Annotated in this window: 13 protein-coding genes, 1 pseudogene and 1 riboswitch; of the genes and pseudogenes, 9 read left to right on the forward strand and 5 right to left on the reverse strand. The window is 68.5% G+C overall.

Annotation, left to right across the window (positions count from 1 at the left end; translation table 11 throughout):
* Positions 1-113 precede the first annotated feature (113 nt).
* The 5 genes from ACFOJE_RS07670 (at position 114) to ACFOJE_RS07690 (ending at position 5,613) form a co-directional block, all read left to right on the forward strand.
* A complete protein-coding gene (locus ACFOJE_RS07670; protein ID WP_377813717.1) occupies positions 114-1,928 on the forward strand; it encodes a sensor histidine kinase in 1,815 nt (604 codons plus the stop codon).
* Positions 1,925-3,304: a sigma-54-dependent transcriptional regulator gene (locus ACFOJE_RS07675; protein ID WP_377813718.1), complete on the forward strand. Its 1,380-nt coding sequence runs from the start codon at positions 1,925-1,927 to the stop codon at positions 3,302-3,304. Before ACFOJE_RS07670 ends, ACFOJE_RS07675 begins: the two co-directional genes overlap by 4 nt.
* Before the next feature lie 131 nt (positions 3,305-3,435).
* The gene (locus tag ACFOJE_RS07680) at positions 3,436-4,437 is read left to right on the forward strand and encodes a TRAP transporter substrate-binding protein (protein ID WP_377813719.1); all 1,002 of its coding nucleotides are present in this window, start codon (positions 3,436-3,438) and stop codon (positions 4,435-4,437) included.
* A gap of 97 nt (positions 4,438-4,534) precedes the next feature.
* The gene (locus ACFOJE_RS07685) at positions 4,535-4,714 is read left to right on the forward strand and encodes a hypothetical protein (RefSeq protein WP_377813720.1); all 180 of its coding nucleotides are present in this window, start codon (positions 4,535-4,537) and stop codon (positions 4,712-4,714) included.
* An 89-nt stretch (positions 4,715-4,803) separates the two neighbouring features.
* Positions 4,804-5,613 carry a sugar phosphate isomerase/epimerase family protein gene (locus ACFOJE_RS07690; protein WP_377813721.1) on the forward strand — a complete coding sequence of 270 codons (810 nt, stop codon included), beginning with the start codon at positions 4,804-4,806 and terminating at the stop codon, positions 5,611-5,613.
* A 39-nt stretch (positions 5,614-5,652) separates the two neighbouring features.
* On the opposite strand, the gene ACFOJE_RS07695 is transcribed toward ACFOJE_RS07690, so the two are convergent.
* On the reverse strand, positions 5,653-6,099 hold the full coding sequence (locus ACFOJE_RS07695) for a c-type cytochrome (RefSeq protein ID WP_377813722.1): 447 nt from the start codon (positions 6,097-6,099) through the stop codon (positions 5,653-5,655).
* Positions 6,100-6,273: 174 nt separating this feature from the next.
* A riboswitch (S-adenosyl-L-homocysteine riboswitch) is annotated at positions 6,274-6,381 on the forward strand.
* 26 nt (positions 6,382-6,407) lie between these two features.
* Between ACFOJE_RS07695 and ahcY the strand changes: the two genes are divergently transcribed.
* The 3 genes from ahcY (at position 6,408) to ACFOJE_RS07710 (ending at position 10,986) form a co-directional block, all read left to right on the forward strand.
* On the forward strand, positions 6,408-7,817 hold the full coding sequence (ahcY, locus tag ACFOJE_RS07700) for an adenosylhomocysteinase (protein ID WP_377813723.1): 1,410 nt from the start codon (positions 6,408-6,410) through the stop codon (positions 7,815-7,817).
* Positions 7,818-7,952: 135 nt separating this feature from the next.
* Positions 7,953-8,798 carry a methylenetetrahydrofolate reductase [NAD(P)H] gene (gene metF / locus ACFOJE_RS07705; RefSeq protein ID WP_377813724.1) on the forward strand — a complete coding sequence of 282 codons (846 nt, stop codon included), beginning with the start codon at positions 7,953-7,955 and terminating at the stop codon, positions 8,796-8,798.
* Positions 8,799-9,114: 316 nt separating this feature from the next.
* The gene (locus ACFOJE_RS07710) at positions 9,115-10,986 is read left to right on the forward strand and encodes a DEAD/DEAH box helicase (RefSeq protein ID WP_377813725.1); all 1,872 of its coding nucleotides are present in this window, start codon (positions 9,115-9,117) and stop codon (positions 10,984-10,986) included.
* 93 nt (positions 10,987-11,079) lie between these two features.
* Here the strand turns inward: ACFOJE_RS07710 and ACFOJE_RS07715 are convergent, their stop codons facing one another.
* The 4 genes and pseudogenes from ACFOJE_RS07715 to ACFOJE_RS07730 all read right to left on the reverse strand — a co-directional run.
* Positions 11,080-11,724, reverse strand: a complete 645-nt coding sequence (locus tag ACFOJE_RS07715) for a potassium channel family protein (RefSeq protein WP_377813726.1) — start codon at positions 11,722-11,724, stop codon at positions 11,080-11,082.
* A 151-nt stretch (positions 11,725-11,875) separates the two neighbouring features.
* Positions 11,876-12,457: a YceI family protein gene (locus ACFOJE_RS07720; RefSeq protein ID WP_377813727.1), complete on the reverse strand. Its 582-nt coding sequence runs from the start codon at positions 12,455-12,457 to the stop codon at positions 11,876-11,878.
* Positions 12,458-12,473: 16 nt separating this feature from the next.
* Positions 12,474-13,028 carry a cytochrome b gene (locus ACFOJE_RS07725; protein WP_377813728.1) on the reverse strand — a complete coding sequence of 185 codons (555 nt, stop codon included), beginning with the start codon at positions 13,026-13,028 and terminating at the stop codon, positions 12,474-12,476.
* Positions 13,029-13,204: 176 nt separating this feature from the next.
* Positions 13,205-14,680, reverse strand: a pseudogene (locus ACFOJE_RS07730) (flavin monoamine oxidase family protein); the annotation flags it as partial.
* Between the two features lie 134 nt (positions 14,681-14,814).
* Here ACFOJE_RS07730 and ACFOJE_RS07735 point away from each other — a divergent pair.
* Positions 14,815-16,221, forward strand: coding sequence for an adenosylmethionine--8-amino-7-oxononanoate transaminase (locus tag ACFOJE_RS07735; RefSeq protein ID WP_377813729.1), 1,407 nt, complete (start codon positions 14,815-14,817; stop codon positions 16,219-16,221).
* Positions 16,222-16,224 lie beyond the last annotated feature (3 nt).

Raw genomic sequence — 16,224 nt, forward strand, 5'->3', positions numbered from 1 at the left:
GCTGCAGGTTCGCTCCGGTGTGACGGGCGGTCGCGGCTACCGAAGGCGCCGGCGCTTGATCGCCGTGCGCTATCCCGCCAACCTAGGCGCCCAGTTGTCCGAGTTCCCGCGTCATGTCCTTGCCCGCCCTCCTCTACCGCCCGCGCTGGCGCAGCCTGGCGCTGCTGGCCCTGCTGCTGGCGCCGCTGCTCTGGCCGCTACAGCAGTTGGCCGAGCGCTACTACCTCGGCGAGCTCCTCCAGCAGAACCGCCAGACCCTCGACCTGTACGTCGCCAACCTGCTCGGCACCCTGCGTCGCTACGAGGTGCTGCCGCAGATTCTCGGCGACCTGCCGGCGCTCGACGACGTCCTGCGCCAGCCCCAGCAGCCCGAGGCAGTGGAGCGGGCCAACCGTCTGCTGCAGGAAATCCGCGAGCGCACCGGCGCCGACACCCTCTACCTGATGAATGCCGAAGGGCGCACCCTGGCCGCCTCCAACTGGGCCCGGAAGGACAGCTTCATCGGCCGCAACTTCTCCTTCCGCCCCTACTTCACAGAGGCCATGGCCGGCCGCAGGACCCAGTTCTTCGGCCTCGGCTCCACCTCCGGCAAGCGCGGCATCTACTTCGCCGCACCGGTGCACAAGGGCGGCGAGATCCTCGGCGTGCTGGTGGTCAAGGTCGATCTGGACCGTACCGAGCAGCTCTGGGGCAACACCCCGGAGCGCCTGCTGGTCACCGACGCCCACGGCGTGGTGATCCTCACCTCCCATTCCGACTGGCGCTTCCGCGCCACCCGGCCGCTGCACCCCGGCGAACTGGCCGAGATCGCCGCCAACCGCCCCTACCCCACCCGCGATCCCCAGCCCCTGGAGCTGAACCCGAAGGACTGGCTGATCCAGCAGCAGAAGCTCGAGGAGACCGGCTGGACGGTGCGGATCCTCGCCCCGCGCAGCCTGCTCGAACGCCAGGTGCACAGCGTCCTGATCATCGGCGCGGCGGTGCTGCTGGTGCTGATGCTGCTGCTCGGCCTGCTGCTGCTGCGCCGGCGCCACTACCTGGAACGCATCGCCATGGCCAGCCGCACCCGCCAGGAGCTGGAGAGCCGCGTGCAGGCACGCACCCAGGACCTGGAGGACCTCAACCGGCTGCTGAAGCGGGAGGTGCTGGAGCGCGAGCAGGCCCAGCAGGAGCTGGTCCGCGCCCAGGACGACCTGGTTCAGGCCGGCAAGCTGTCGGCCCTCGGCACTATGAGCGCGAGCATCAGCCACGAGCTCAACCAGCCGCTCGGCGCGATCCGCAGCTACGCCGACAACGCCTGCGTGCTGCTCGACCACGGCCGGCTCGACGAGGCCCGCGCCAACCTCCGGCTGATCAGCCAGCTGACCGAGCGCATGGCCTCGATCATCGCCCATCTCAAGGCCTTCGCCCGGCGCGACCGCAAGGCCCCGGAGACGGTCGCCCTGCAGCCGGCGCTGGAGGATGCCCTGGCCCTGCTGGCCGCCCGCCGCCGGCAGCTGGAGGTGGAGCTGATCCGCGACCTGCCGGACGCCACCCTGTGGGTCCAGGCCGGCGAGACGCGCCTGCGCCAGGTGCTCGGCAACCTGCTGGCCAACGCCCTCGACGCCCTGGCGGAGAAGGGCCCACCCCGGCGCATCTGGCTGAGCGCGCAGCGCCTTGAGGACGGGCGCATCAGTCTGAGCCTGCGCGACAACGGCCCGGGCTTCAGCCGGGAAGCGCTGGAGCGCGCCCGCGAACCCTTCTTCAGCACCAAGACCACCGCCCGCGGCCTCGGCCTCGGCCTGGCCATCTGCGACAGCCTGATCCAGCCCCTGGGCGGCGAGCTGCTGCTGGCCAACGCCCCGGAAGGCGGCGCGCTGGTCACCCTCAATCTGTTGCCGGCCGCCAGCGCGGTCGGCACCCAGACCGCGGAGGATCATCATCCATGACGCTCGATGCCCACACCCAGGTGCTGCTGATCGACGACGATCCGCACCTGCGCCAGGCGCTGTGCCAGACCCTCGATCTGGCTGGCCTCAAGGTCGTCACCCGGGCCGACGCCCGCGGCGTGGTCGAGCAGTTGGGCCGCGACTGGCCCGGCGTGGTGGTCAGCGACATCCGCATGCCCGGACTCGACGGCCTGCAGTTGCTCGAACAGCTCAAGGCGCTCGATGCCGAACTGCCGGTGATCCTCATCACCGGCCACGGCGACGTGCCGCTGGCGGTGCAGGCCATGCGCGCCGGCGCCTACGACTTCCTGGAGAAGCCCTTCGCCAGCGACACGCTGCTGGACAGCGTGCGCCGCGCCCTCGACCGCCGGCGCCTGGTGCTGGACAACCGCAGCCTGCGCCTGGCCCTGGCCGACCGCCGGGAACTGGCCGCCCGCCTGCTCGGCCAGTCGCCGGCGATCCAGCGCCTGCGCGAGCAGATCGGCGCCCTCGCCGCGACCAACGCCGACGTGCTGATCGTCGGCGAGACCGGCGCCGGCAAGGAAGTGGTGGCACGCGCCCTGCACGATCTGTCGAGCCGCCGCGACGGCCCCTTCGTCGCCATCAACGCCGGCGCCCTGGCCGAGTCGGTGGTGGAAAGCGAGCTGTTCGGCCACGAGGCCGGCGCCTTCACCGGCGCGCAGAAGCGCCGCATCGGCAAGTTCGAGTTCGCCAACGGCGGCACCCTGTTCCTCGACGAGATCGAGAGCATGAGCCTCGACGTGCAGGTCAAGCTGCTGCGCCTGCTGCAGGAGCGGGTGGTCGAGCGGATGGGCTCGAACCAGTTGATCCCGCTGGACATCCGGATCATCGCCGCGACCAAGGAGGACCTGCGCCAGGCCGCCGACCAGGGCCGCTTCCGCGCCGACCTCTACTACCGGCTGAACGTCGCGCCGCTGCACATTCCGCCGCTGCGCGAGCGCGGCGAGGACATCCTGCAGCTGTTCCAGCACTACGCCGGCGCCGCCAGCGCCCGCCATGGACTGCCGGCACGCAGCCTGGAGCCGGCGCAGTGCGCCCAGCTCATGGCGCACTGCTGGCCGGGCAACGTCCGCGAACTGCAGAACGCCGCCGAACGCTTCGCCCTCGGCCTCGAACTCGGCCTCGGCCCGGCGCCGTGCCAGCCGGCGGCCGCCGAACTCCCCTCCGGCGGCTCGCTCAACGAACACGTGGAGGCCTTCGAGCGTGCGCTGATCGCCGCCGAACTGGCGCGCCCGCACGGCTCCCTGCGCAGCCTGGCCGAGGCCCTCGGCATCCCGCGCAAGACCCTGCACGACAAGCTGCGCAAGCACGGCCTGAACTTCGACGGCGGAGGCTCGCCGGAGGACGAGACATAAGCGACAGCTTTATGTCGCGCTTTGCCATGGAGCCAGCCAGCCGAATGCGCCTAGACTTGGGCAGGCTGTGCTGCTCAGGCCCACCCTGCCGACCGGCCGTCCTTTCCACGAGCTGAAACGAGGAAAGCGCCATGTTCAAGCTGACTGTCAGAGCGCTCGTCTGCCTGCTGTCCATCGCCCTCGCCGGCCCGCTCCGGGCCGGCGAGGCCATCGACGGCCCGATCGTCATCAAGTTCTCCCACGTGGTCGCCGAGCACACGCCCAAGGGTCAGGGCGCACTGCTGTTCAAGACGCTCGTCGAGGAGCGCCTCCCCGGCAGGGTCAAGGTCGAGGTCTATCCCAACTCCTCGCTGTTCGGCGAAGACGAGGAGATGGAGGCGCTGCTGCGCGGCGACGTACAGCTCATCGCCCCGTCGATGGGCAACTTCGAGCCCTACTCCAAGTCGATCAAGCTCTTCGACCTGCCGTTCCTGTTCAACGACATGGCTGCGGTGGACCGCTTCCAGTCCGGGCCGGTCGGGCGCAGCCTGCTGCGCTCGATGAAGTGGCAGGGCATCACCGGCCTCGCCTACTGGCACAACGGCATGAAGCAGCTGTCGGCGAACCGCCCGCTGCGCGAACCGGATGACGCCCGGGGCCTGAAGTTCCGCGTGCAGACCTCGCAGGTGCTGGAGGAGCAGTTCCGCGCGCTGCACGCCAAGCCGCGCCCCATGAGCTTCGCCAAGGTCTACCAGAGCCTCAGCAGCGGCGTGGTGGACGGCGCCGAGAACCCCTACTCGAACATCTACTCGCAGAAGATGCACGAGGTGCAGCCCTACATCACCGAAACCAACCACGGCCTGCTGGACTACATGCTGATCACCAACACGGCGTTCTGGAACTCGCTGCCGGACGACGTGCGCGACGAGCTGCTGAAGATCAGCACCGAGGTCAGCGTCGAGGTGAACCGGCAGGCCGAAGCCCTGAATCAGGAAGCCAAGCAGCACATCCTCGACGCCGGCACCAGCGAGATCATCGAGCTGACCCCGGAAGAGCGGGACAGATGGCGCGAGGCCATGAAGCCGGCGTGGAAGAAGTTCGAGAGCGAGATCGGCACCTATCTGATCAAGGCCGCCCAGACAGCCAATCGTTAGGCATCGCCGGGCCCGGCGCGATCGGACGAACGTCCGGCGCATCCTCGCGGATCGCGCAGTCTGACCCTGGCATCCCCCAGCGAACGGCGAGGCGAACATGAGCGATATCCAGCATCCCGAACCGCCCCTGAACCCGGGCGATCAGGCGCCACCCGGCACGCCCGGCACCGGCGAGCAGATCTGCCGGGCCTGCAAGGGCAGCGGCCTGACCGACGGCAAGCCCTGCCCGGAATGCGGCGGCAGCGGTCGGGTGATCGAGGGCGTCGGCGGCGCCTAGATCCGCTTCCCCTGTCCCGCCCCGCAGGCGGACGGGGTCTTGCCCGAGGCCAGTGATCTGCCACGCATAACAACAAGGAGAACCCGCAGATGAAGCCAAGCTACTCGCTCGCCCAGTTGACCGCCCTGCACCTGAACCCGCCGCAGATGGTCGAGCTGGCGGCCGGCGCCGGCTACGACCAGGTCGGCGTGCGCCTGCTGCCGGCGGCCCCCGGCGGCGTCGCCTACCCGCTGATGGAGGATCGGGCCATGCTGCGCGAAACCCTGGCCTGGATGAAGGATACGGGGGTGAAGATCTTCGATCTGGAGCTGATCCGCCTGGGCCCGGCATTCGATCCGGCGGACTACCGGGCCTTCTTCGAGGTCGGCGCGCAACTGGGCGCCAAGGCGGTGCTGGTGGTCGGCGACGATCCCGAGGAAGAGCGGCTGGTCGAGCATTACGCCCGGCTCTGCGACGCCCTGCGTCCCTACGGCCTCAGCGCCGACCTGGAGTTCATGCCCTGGACCGCGGTGCCCGACCTGGACAGCGCCCTGCGCATCGTCAGCCGGGCCGACCGGAACAACGGCGGCATCCTGGTCGACGCCCTGAACTTCGACAGCTCGGCCGGCGATCCCGCGCAGTTGCGGCGGATTCCCCGGCAATGGCTGCACTACGCGCAGCTCTGCGACGGCCCGGCCGAACGCCCGGACAACCGCGAGGGACTGCGCCAGGCCGCCCGCGGCGAACGGCTGCTGCCGGGCGAAGGCGCCATCGACCTGCCGGGCATCTGGCGCAACCTGCCGGAGGATCTGCCGGTGAGCATCGAGATCCCCAACGACCGGCGCCAGGCCCGGCTCGGCGCCCGGGCCTGGGCCCGCGCCGCCCTGCAGGCGGCCAAGAGCACGCTAGGCCACGCCTGAGCGGCCTTCAGGGGGCGAGGCGACTCGCCCCCGCAAGGCTCAGTAGGCGCGGAACTCGTGGTGGCAGCTCTCGCAGGAGTCCTCCACGCGCTTCACCTGCGGCTCCAGGACCCTGGGATCGAGCGGGCGGTTGGCGGTCGCGGCGACCAGGGCCGCGGTGTTCTGCTCCAGTTCGCGAGCCAGCTGCTGGAAGCGCTCCTGACGCTGCCAGACCTCGTCGCGGGCGCTGGTGTCGTCCTTTTCCTTGACCTGCGGGAAGTGCTGCCAGGGCTCGTGGGACAACTGGTCGAGCTTGACCGCACCGTCGACGAAGCGCTGCTCGTCGAAGACCAGCCGGCCGCGCAGCATGCCACCGAGATCCTCGCTGGTGTGCAGCATCTGTTTGAAGATCGCCTGGCGCTTGCCCAGCGGCGAGTTGGGGTCCACCCCGTTACAGGCGACCAGGGCGAGTGTGGCGATGCCCAGCAAAAACGGTTTGAGGTTCATAAGTCACACGGGTTGCTAGCGAAAGGCCGTGATTATCCTCCCTGCGCCCGCCATAACCAACCCGCAACGGCTGGGTCGGCCAGGCAGACGAACAACCCCACTTGGGCTCGCCGGCGGAGGCGGCTATAATCGCCGGAATTTTCGCGGCCGACTCCGCTCGGCCGTGCCCGCCACCCGCTCGAGGGGCGCTGCAGCAGGTATCCACCTGTCAGGCTCGATCGGGGCGTGAACCCAGGGGCTGCTCCGCGGCTCCTGTCAACGCATCAACGGCGCCCATTCGCACACACTACGAATGGAGACACTCTTCAATGAGCGCTGTCATGACGCCTGCCGCTTTCACCGATTACAAGGTCGCCGACATTTCCCTGGCCGACTGGGGCCGCAAGGAAATCATCATCGCCGAATCCGAGATGCCGGCACTGATGGGCCTGCGCCGCAAGTACGCCGCGGAACAACCGCTGGCCGGCGCCAAGATCCTCGGCTGCATCCACATGACCATCCAGACCGCGGTGCTGATCGAGACCCTGGTCGCCCTCGGCGCCGAAGTGCGCTGGTCGTCCTGCAACATCTTCTCCACCCAGGACCAGGCCGCCGCCGCCATCGCCGCCGCCGGCATCCCGGTGTTCGCCTGGAAGGGCGAGACCGAAGCCGAGTACGAGTGGTGCATCGAGCAGACCATCCTCAAGGACGGCCAGCCGTGGGACGCCAACATGGTGCTGGACGACGGCGGCGACCTGACCGCGATCCTGCACCAGAAATACCCGCAGATGCTGGAGAAGGTCCACGGCATCACCGAGGAAACCACCACCGGAGTGCACCGTCTGTACGACATGCTCAAGGCCGGCACCCTCAAGGTCCCGGCGATCAACGTCAACGACTCGGTGACCAAGAGCAAGAACGACAACAAGTACGGCTGCCGCCACAGCCTCAACGACGCCATCAAGCGCGGCACCGACCACCTGCTGTCCGGCAAGCAGGCGCTGGTGATCGGCTACGGCGACGTGGGCAAGGGCTCGGCGCAGTCGCTGCGCCAGGAAGGCATGATCGTCAAGGTCAGCGAAGTCGACCCGATCTGCGCCATGCAGGCCTGCATGGACGGCTTCGAGGTGGTCTCCCCGTACCTCGACGGCGTCAACGACGGCAGCGAGGCCTGCATCGACCGCGCGCTGCTGGGCAAGATCGACCTGATCGTCACCACCACCGGCAACGTCAACGTCTGCGACGCCAACATGCTCAAGGCGCTGAAGAAGCGCGCCGTGGTCTGCAACATCGGCCACTTCGACAGCGAGATCGACACCGCCTTCATGCGCGCCAACTGGGCCTGGGAAGAGGTCAAGCCGCAGGTGCACAAGATCCACCGCACCGGCAAGGACGGCTTCGATCCGCTCAACGACGACTACCTGATCCTGCTCGCCGAGGGCCGCCTGGTGAACCTGGGCAACGCCACCGGCCACCCGAGCCGGGTCATGGACGGCTCCTTCGCCAACCAGGTGCTGGCGCAGATCCACCTGTTCGGCGCCGGGTTCGCCGACCTGCCGGCTGCCGAGAAGGCCGCGCGAATCAGCGTGGAAGTGCTGCCGAAGAAGCTCGACGAGGAAGTGGCGCTGGAGATGGTCAAGGGCTTCGGTGGCGTGGTCACCCGCCTGACCGGTCAGCAGGCCGAGTACATCGGCGTCGCCGTGGAAGGCCCGTTCAAGCCGGATAGCTATCGTTACTGATCGTAGGATGGGTTAGGGCGCCGGCCGTAACCCACCGACCGGCCATCAGGCCGGCAATGGGGATGCCTGCCGGCATCCCCGGCGGGTTACGCCGCGTCGCGGCTAACCCTCCCTACGCCCTCAAGGACCCATTCCATGTCCCAAGAACGCCGCTACAGCTTCGAGTTCTTCCCGACCAAGACCGAAGCCGGCCACGAAAAACTGATGAATGTGGCCCGCCAGTTGGCCGGCTACCGCCCCGACTTCTTCTCCTGCACCTACGGCGCCGGCGGCTCGACCCGCGACCGCACGCTGAACACCGTGCTGCAGCTCGACGGTGAGGTGAAGGTGCCGACCGCGCCGCACCTGTCCTGCGTCGGCGACAGCAAGGCCGAGCTGCGCCAACTGCTGAGCACCTACAAGGACGCCGGCATCCGCCGCATCGTCGCCCTGCGCGGCGACCTGCCCTCGGGCATGGGCCTGGCCAACGGCGAGCTGCGTCACGCCAGCGACCTGGTCGAGTTCATCCGCAGCGAAACCGGCGGGCATTTCCACATCGAAGTCGCCGCCTACCCGGAGATGCATCCGCAGGCACGCAGTTTCGAGCACGATCTCGCCCATTTCGCCGCCAAGATGAAGGCCGGCGCCGACAGCGCCATCACCCAGTACTTCTTCAACGCGGACAGCTATTTCCACTTCGTAGAACGGGTACGCAAGCTGGGCGTGGACCAGCCGATCGTTCCCGGCATCATGCCGATCACCAATTACAGCAAGCTGGCGCGTTTCTCCGACGCCTGCGGCGCGGAGCTGCCGCGCTGGGTGCGCAAGCAGCTGGAAGCCTACGGCGACGACCTGGAGAGCATCCAGGCCTTCGGCGAGCAGGTGGTGACCGAGCTGTGCGAGCGCCTGCTGGCCGGCGGCGCGCCGGGCCTGCACTTCTACACCCTGAACCAGGCCGAGCCCAGCCTGGCGATCTGGAACAACCTCCAGTTGCCGCGCTGAAGGCAGGACCGCGCCCTTCCCGGCTCGCCGGGAAGGGCTTTTTCCCGCCTGGGGGAAAGCCACGGAACACATCGGCCGACAAGCCCTGGCCGGCGCCCCTGGCCGATTCATGAAATTGTCGTCAAATCACCGTTACGCCGTAGTAGACCTGCGCAGGCGTCAAGCTCTGATATACTCCCAGCTTCCGCCAGGCTTGCGCCCGGCTTCTCGGCCCTCCCGTGGCCCTGAAAGACCGGTCGGGGTCGCGCACTCGACGCGACTCACGCCCGGCACGATCGTTCCCTCGGGCTCCCGCCCTAACTAGACAGGATTTCCCATGTCCTTTGCTTCCCTCGGGCTCTCCGAGGCTTTAGTCCGCGCCGTCGAGGCCGCCGGCTACGCCCAGCCCACTCCCGTGCAACAGCGGGCCATCCCCGCCGTGTTGCAGGGTCGCGATTTGATGGTTGCCGCCCAGACCGGCACCGGCAAGACCGGCGGTTTCGCCCTCCCCGTGCTCGAGCTGCTCTTCCCCGGCGGCCGCCCCGATCAGGAACATCGCCACGGCCCGCGCCAGCCGCGCGTGCTGGTACTGACACCGACCCGCGAGCTGGCGGCCCAAGTGCACGACAGCTTCAAGCTCTACGCCCGCGATCTGCCGCTGGTCAGCGCCTGCATCTTCGGCGGCGTCGGCCTGAACCCGCAGGTCCAGGCCCTGGCCAAGGGCGTCGACGTGCTGGTCGCCTGTCCCGGCCGCCTGCTCGACCTGGCCGGCCAGAACAGCGTCGACCTGTCCCGCGTGGAGATCCTGGTCCTCGACGAAGCCGACCGCATGCTCGACATGGGCTTCATCCACGACGTCAAGAAGGTCCTCGCCAGACTTCCGGCGCAACGCCAGAACCTGCTGTTCTCGGCGACCTTCTCCAAGGACATCACCGACCTCGCCGCCAAGCTGCTGCACAACCCGGAGCGCATCGAGGTCACCCCGCCGAACACCACGGTGGAGCGCATCGAACAGCGCATCTTCCGCCTGCAGGCGAGCCATAAGCGCGCCCTGCTCGCCCACCTGATCACCCAGGGCGCCTGGGAGCAGGTGCTGGTGTTCACCCGCACCAAGCACGGCGCCAACCGCCTCGCCGAATACCTGGACAAGCACGGCCTGCCGGCCGCGGCGATCCACGGCAACAAGAGCCAGAACGCCCGCACCAAGGCCCTGGCCGACTTCAAGGCCAACGCCATCCGCGTCATGGTCGCCACCGACATCGCCGCCCGCGGCCTGGACATCGACCAGCTGCCCCACGTGGTCAACTACGAGCTGCCCAACGTCGAGGAGGACTACGTCCACCGCATCGGCCGCACCGGCCGTGCCGGGCGCAGCGGCGAGGCGATCTCGCTGGTCGCCCCCGACGAGGAGAAACTGCTCAAGGCCATCGAGCGGCTGACCAAGCAACGCATCCCGGACGGCGACTGGATGGGCTTCGACCCCAGCCAGGTGGTCGAGGCCAGCCCGGCCGAAAGCGGCGAACGCCCGCCGCGCCAGCCCCAGGGCCGCGGCCGCAAGGATTTGCCCAGCGAGCGCAAGGAGCGTCAGCCGCGCGGCGAACGCCATGCCAAAAGCGAGAAGGGCGAAGAGCCGACGAAGCCGGGCAAGGCCGACAAGCCCAGGAACGCCCGCGGCGAGCGCCCGGCGCACGGCGGCGACAAGCAGCGCCAGCGTCGCGACGGTCAGGAGCAGGGCCGCCAGGGCCGCAGCAAGCCGCCGGTGATCCAGCTGGCGCCCGGCGAACTGCCCATGCCGACCCGAGCGGACCGCGATCCGGAGGCCTTCCTCGACGACGAATACGACAACTTCGGCAACAGCGTCGAGTACGTCAGCCCCTACCAGAACAAGAAGCCGGGCAATGGCGGTCGCCGCCCCGGCGGCAAGAGCAACCAGGCGGGACCGCGCAGCAACGCCGGCAAGCCGGCCAGCGGCCGCCAGAACGGCACCCCCGGCAAGAACCGCGGGCAACGCGACAATCCGGCGCGCGCCCCGCTGCACGAGCCGCCTCTGCGCGAGCCGGCGGTACGTAGCGGCCGCACCAGCCAGCCGCTGATCCTGCACAAGCCTTCGCGCAGCGAGCGCCTGCCCACCGCCGAGCAGCTGGAACAGCTGGAGAAGGAAGGCCGCGGCCAAACCGAGAAGCCGGCGCTGCTGACCCGTAACAAGTAAGGCCCAGCCGCCGAAACGAAACGCCGCCCCCTTGGGCGGCGTTTTGCTTTGTGCGACGGGCTTTCCGAAGCCGACGACGATTCGCTCGCCCGCCTAGACATCCTCCCCACTGCTGTTCTCGTCCTGCATCAGGGCCACGCAGCGGGCCACGGCCAAGGCGATGAACATCACCCCGACCACCGCCTCGGTGCCGGCCAGCAGACGCGCCGCCGGCGCGATGGCGTGGATGTCGCCGTAACCGACGGTGGTCAGGGTGGCCAGGCTGTAATAGACGAAATCGTCCAGCATCAGCGGACCGGCCGGCCCGCGCAGGGCGCCCGGCTCCAGGGCGCTGACCAGCTGGTAGGCGAAGGCGAAGGCCAGGGCGATCTGCAGGTAGAGCGCGCAGAGCCCGTAGACCAGCTCGCCGGTGACCGGCCGCTCGCTGGTGACGCGGCGGAACAGGGTGGCGCCGAGCAGGATGTACAGGGCGATGGAACCGAGGCCGTCGCCCATCGCCCGCGGCAGGGCGACCAGCTGGCCCAGACCGAGCAGGGCGAGGTTGAACAAACCGATCAGCAGCGCCAACCGCCGCAGCAGGAGCTTGCGCCGCAGGGTGTTGATCCCGGCCAGCAGCAGGCCGAGCAGCGCGCCCCACTTCAGCCACAACGGCGGCTCGGGCCAGCCCAGCACCAGACACAGCAGGACGCTGCCGAGCAACAGCAGACGGAAGCGGTAACGCAGTAGGAATTCGTTCACGGGAATCGACCGACGGAATGAGCCGCCAGAGTCTGCAGAAGCCGCTTGCGGCCGTCCAGAGCCCGGGGCCTGTCCCGTTCTCGCACGGCCTGGGAGTCGGGAATCCGACCGGGGGAAGGTGCGCCCGAACGGGCGCACCGGCGGGCGCGGCCTACTGGCGAACGCCTTCCACGGAGATGATCAGGTCCACGGTCTGGGAGGCCGGGCCGAGATCCATCTTGTCGATGCCGAAATCCTTCAGCGCCAGGGTGGTGGTGCCTTCGAAACCGGCACGGTAGCCGCCCCACGGGTCCTTGCCCTCGCCGATGAAGCGGGCGGCGATCACCACCGGCTTGGTCACGCCGTTCAGGGTCAGGTTGCCGGTGATGTCGGCGGTGCCCTGGCCGGTGGAGACCACCTTGGTGGACTCGAAGGAAGCGGTCGGGTGCTTGTCCACGTTGAGGAAGTCCGCGCTGCGCAGGTGCTTGTCGCGCTCGGCGTGGTTGGAGTCGACGCTGGCGGTCTTCAGATTCACGGCCACCTTGCTCGCTTCCGGCTTGGCATCGTCGAAGCTGAAGCTGCCGTCGAAGTCCTTGAAGGTGCCGTACAGCCAGCTGTAGCCCAGGTGGCTGATCTTGAAATTGACGAAGGCGTGCTGGCCCTTCTTGTCGATCACGTAGTCGGCGGCCATGGCCTGACCGGCGCTCAGCAGGGCCGAGCCCAGCGCGAGGGTCGCGAGGGTTTTCTTCAACATGGGTTACTCCTTGGAGCTAGCGGGGTGTGCGCCCGAGCATCCGCCGCAGGGTCGCATCACGGTCGATGAAATGGTGCTTCAGGGCGGCCAGGGCATGGACGACGGCGAGGCCGACCAGTCCCCAGGCCAGGTATTCGTGGATTTCGCCGGCCAGATCCTCTTGGTCGGGAATGCCGGTGATCAGCGCCGGCACCTGGAACCAGCCGAACACCTCGATCGGCCGGCCGTCGGCCGTGGAGATCAGGTAGCCGGAGACCAGCAGGGCGAACAGGCCGAGGTACAGCAGGGCGTGGCCGGCCCGGCTGCCCAGGCGGGTCAGCGGGCCATGGTTCGCCAGCGGCGCCGGCGGCGGGCTGAGGAAGCGCCAGAGCAGGCGCAGCAGCATCACCAGCAGCAGCAGGATGCCGACGCTCTTGTGGATGTCCGGGGCCGTGCGGTACCACGGGCTGTAATAGTCCAGGGTGCGCATCCACAGGCCGAGACCGAACATGCCGAAGACCGTCAGTGCTACCAGCCAGTGCAACACGACGCTGACCAGACCGAAACGAAGGGAAGAGTTACGCCATTGCATGTACGACGTTCCTTGAAAGCTGTTAACAAAGACTAACGTCTGACATATCGATTAAAAGCGGAATTTTTCGCTTTGAAATATCGAAATATCCGATCGCTGGCAAAGCGGTCGGTTCGACCGCGGGATGGGAAATCCGGACTCCGGCCACTGCGGCCGGAGTCCGCTCGCGCTCAGCGGAACAAGCGGGAGAAGAAGGTTTGCTTGGCCGGCTCCGCTTCCTTGGCCGGCTCACCGGCGGTCTTGGTCGGCGCGGCCGGTTGCGCGGGCTGCGGTGCCGGGCCTGCGTGCAGGTCGTGCAGCTGCCGGGCGGCGCGCTGACCGCTGCGCAGGGCGCCTTCCAGGGTGCCCGGATAGAGCGCGTCGGTATGCTCGCCGGCGAAGGCCACGCGCTGCAGCGGCTGCTCCCACACCCGCCAGAAGCGGCTGATCTGCCCCGGACCGTAGGCCAGGTAGGCGCCGGCGAGCCCGGGATCGGCGCTGTAGCGACGGATTTCGTAGCCGGTGAAGGCGCCGCGGGCCTTGGGATAGTACTGGTGCAGCCGGATCAGCAGTTGGTCGGCCACCTGGCGGTCGCCGAACGACTTCAGCAGCCGGGCGTTGTCGCCGGACAGATTGACCAGCACCTGGGTGGCCCCCTTCTGCGCCGGCTCGATCCACAGCATGCCGAGCCCCTGGTCGCTGAAGATCTCTCCGGTCATGCCGGCCTTGCCGTCCCACAGCGGGCTCTTGAACTTCAGCAACACCTGATCGTGCCAGCCGTAGCTGGTGGCCTTCAGCGCCGCGCGGTTGCGCTCCGGCAGGGCCGGGGTGATCTGCAGGCGCTCCAGGGCGCGCAGCGGCACGGCCAGCACCAGGTAGTCGGCCTGGTAGCCCTCCGTTCCGGCCTTAACCGTGACGCCCTTGGCGTCCTGGGCGATGGCCGAGACCCGCACGCCGGTCTTGACCGTCTTCAGCTGCTTGACGAAGGCCTGGGCCAAGCTCCGGCTGCCGCCGGGCAGGCGGGCGGCGCGCAGGTCGCCGTCGGCGAGGCCGCGATAGACCCGGCTCTGCTGGGACAGGTAGAGCAGCGACAGGCGCGAGGGCTCGTCGTAGCGCGTGCGGATACGCTGATTCACCAGCAACCGCGCGGTCGGCGGCAGCTTCAGCTCGTCCAGCCAGCGCGCCACGTTGGTCTGGTCGAGGGCGAACAGCTTGCGGTCGGCCGCCGGATTCAGCGGGTCGGCGATGGACGCCGCCAGCTCGTCGAGGGCCTTGTCGAAACGCTTCAGCCCCTCGGCGGTGGCCGGCTGCGCCTGCGCCAGATCGGCCGCGCTGAAGTACTTGCCCTCGATCAGGTAGCCCGGATTGCGCACGGACTCCGGTGCCGGCTGGGTCTTGAGCCCGAAGCGCTCGAGGTAGCCGTTGAGCAGCGGCTGCGTGCTGGCGTTGCCGACCCATTCCCTGGACGCCAACCCCGAGCGCCCGCCGGGGGTCGCCCCGGCCTCCAGTACGGTGACCTGCCAGCCGTCGCGCTGCAGCTCATAGGCGGCCGAAAGGCCGGCCAGCCCGCCGCCGACGACGATCGCCGTCGGCTGTTTGTCCTTGCCCAGCGCCAGCGCGCTGAACAGCCCCACGCCCACCAGCGCGGATACCCTTAACCAAGCCCGGAACATCTAGTCTCTCCCATGCACGATGCCACGCAGCCCCCTGCGTGCGGCGCGGAGAATACGCTAGCGAAATGCTGGCAGCCAGCCATGAACGGACCCGATCTGCTAGGCTTCGCGCATCGTTTTCCGGAGAGTTCCCCATGAGCCAAAACGCCGACTGGATGCAGCGCGACCTCGCCGTGCTCTGGCATCCCTGTACCCAGATGAAGGATCACGAACGCCTGCCGCTGATCCCCATCCGCCGGGGCGAAGGCGTCTGGCTGGAGGACTTCGACGGCAAACGCTACCTGGATGCGGTCAGCTCCTGGTGGGTCAACGTGTTCGGCCACGCCAACCCACGGATCAACGCCCGCATCCGCGAGCAGCTGGAGAGCCTCGAGCACGTGATGCTCGCCGGCTTCACCCACCAGCCGGCGGTGGAGCTGTCCGAGCGCCTGGTGGCGATCACCCCGCCCGGGCTTTCCCGGGTGTTCTACGCCGACAACGGCTCCTCGGGCATCGAGGTGGCGCTGAAGATGAGCTTCCACTACTGGCGCAACTGCGGCCAGAGCGACAAGAAACGCTTCGTCACCCTGACCAACAGCTATCACGGCGAGACGGTGGCAGCCATGTCGGTGGGCGACGTCGCGCTCTTCACCGAAACCTACAAGCCGCTGCTGCTCGACACCTTCAAGGTGCCCAGCCCCGACTGCTACCTGCGTCCGGAAGGGGTGAGCTGGGAGGAGCACTCGCGGACCATGTTCGCCCACATGGAGCAGACCCTCGCCGAACACCACGCGGAGATAGCCGCGGTGATCGTCGAGCCGCTGATCCAGGGCGCCGGCGGCATGCGCATGTACCACCCGGTCTACCTCAAGCTGCTGCGCGAGGCCTGCGACCGCTACCGGGTGCACCTGATCCACGACGAGATCGCCGTCGGCTTCGGCCGCACCGGGACGATGTTCGCCTGCGAGCAGGCCGGCATCGCCCCGGACTTCCTGGTGCTGTCCAAGGCGCTGACCGGCGGCTACCTGCCGATGGCCGCGGTGCTGACCACCGACACGGTCTACCAGGCGTTCTACGACGACTACGCCACCCTGCGCGCCTTCCTCCACTCGCACACCTACACCGGCAACCCGCTGGCCTGCGCCGCCGCCCTGGCGACTCTAGACATCTTCGAAGGCGACGACGTCATCGAGAAGAACAAGGCGCTGGCCGCACGGATGGCCAGCGCCACCGAACATCTCAGGGACCATCCGCACGTCGCCGAGGTGCGTCAGACCGGCATGGCCCTGGCCATCGAGATGGTCAAGGACAAGGCGAGCAAGACGCCCTATCCCTGGCAGGAACGCCGCGGCCTCGCCGTCTACCAGCACGCGCTGAGCCGCGGCGCGCTGCTGCGCCCGCTGGGCAGCGTGGTGTATTTCCTGCCGCCCTACGTCATCACCGAGGGCGAGATCGACTTCCTCGCCGAAGTCGCCAGCGAGGGCATTGACCTGGCCACCCGCGCCAGCCTCAGCGTGGCGCTGCCCGCCGGTGCGCCGGCGGCCTTCCACGACCCGGGCTGAGAC

Origin of the sequence: Azotobacter bryophylli, from assembly GCF_042643485.1 — a bacterium.
Taxonomy (GTDB): Bacteria; Pseudomonadota; Gammaproteobacteria; order Pseudomonadales; family Pseudomonadaceae; genus Azotobacter; species Azotobacter bryophylli.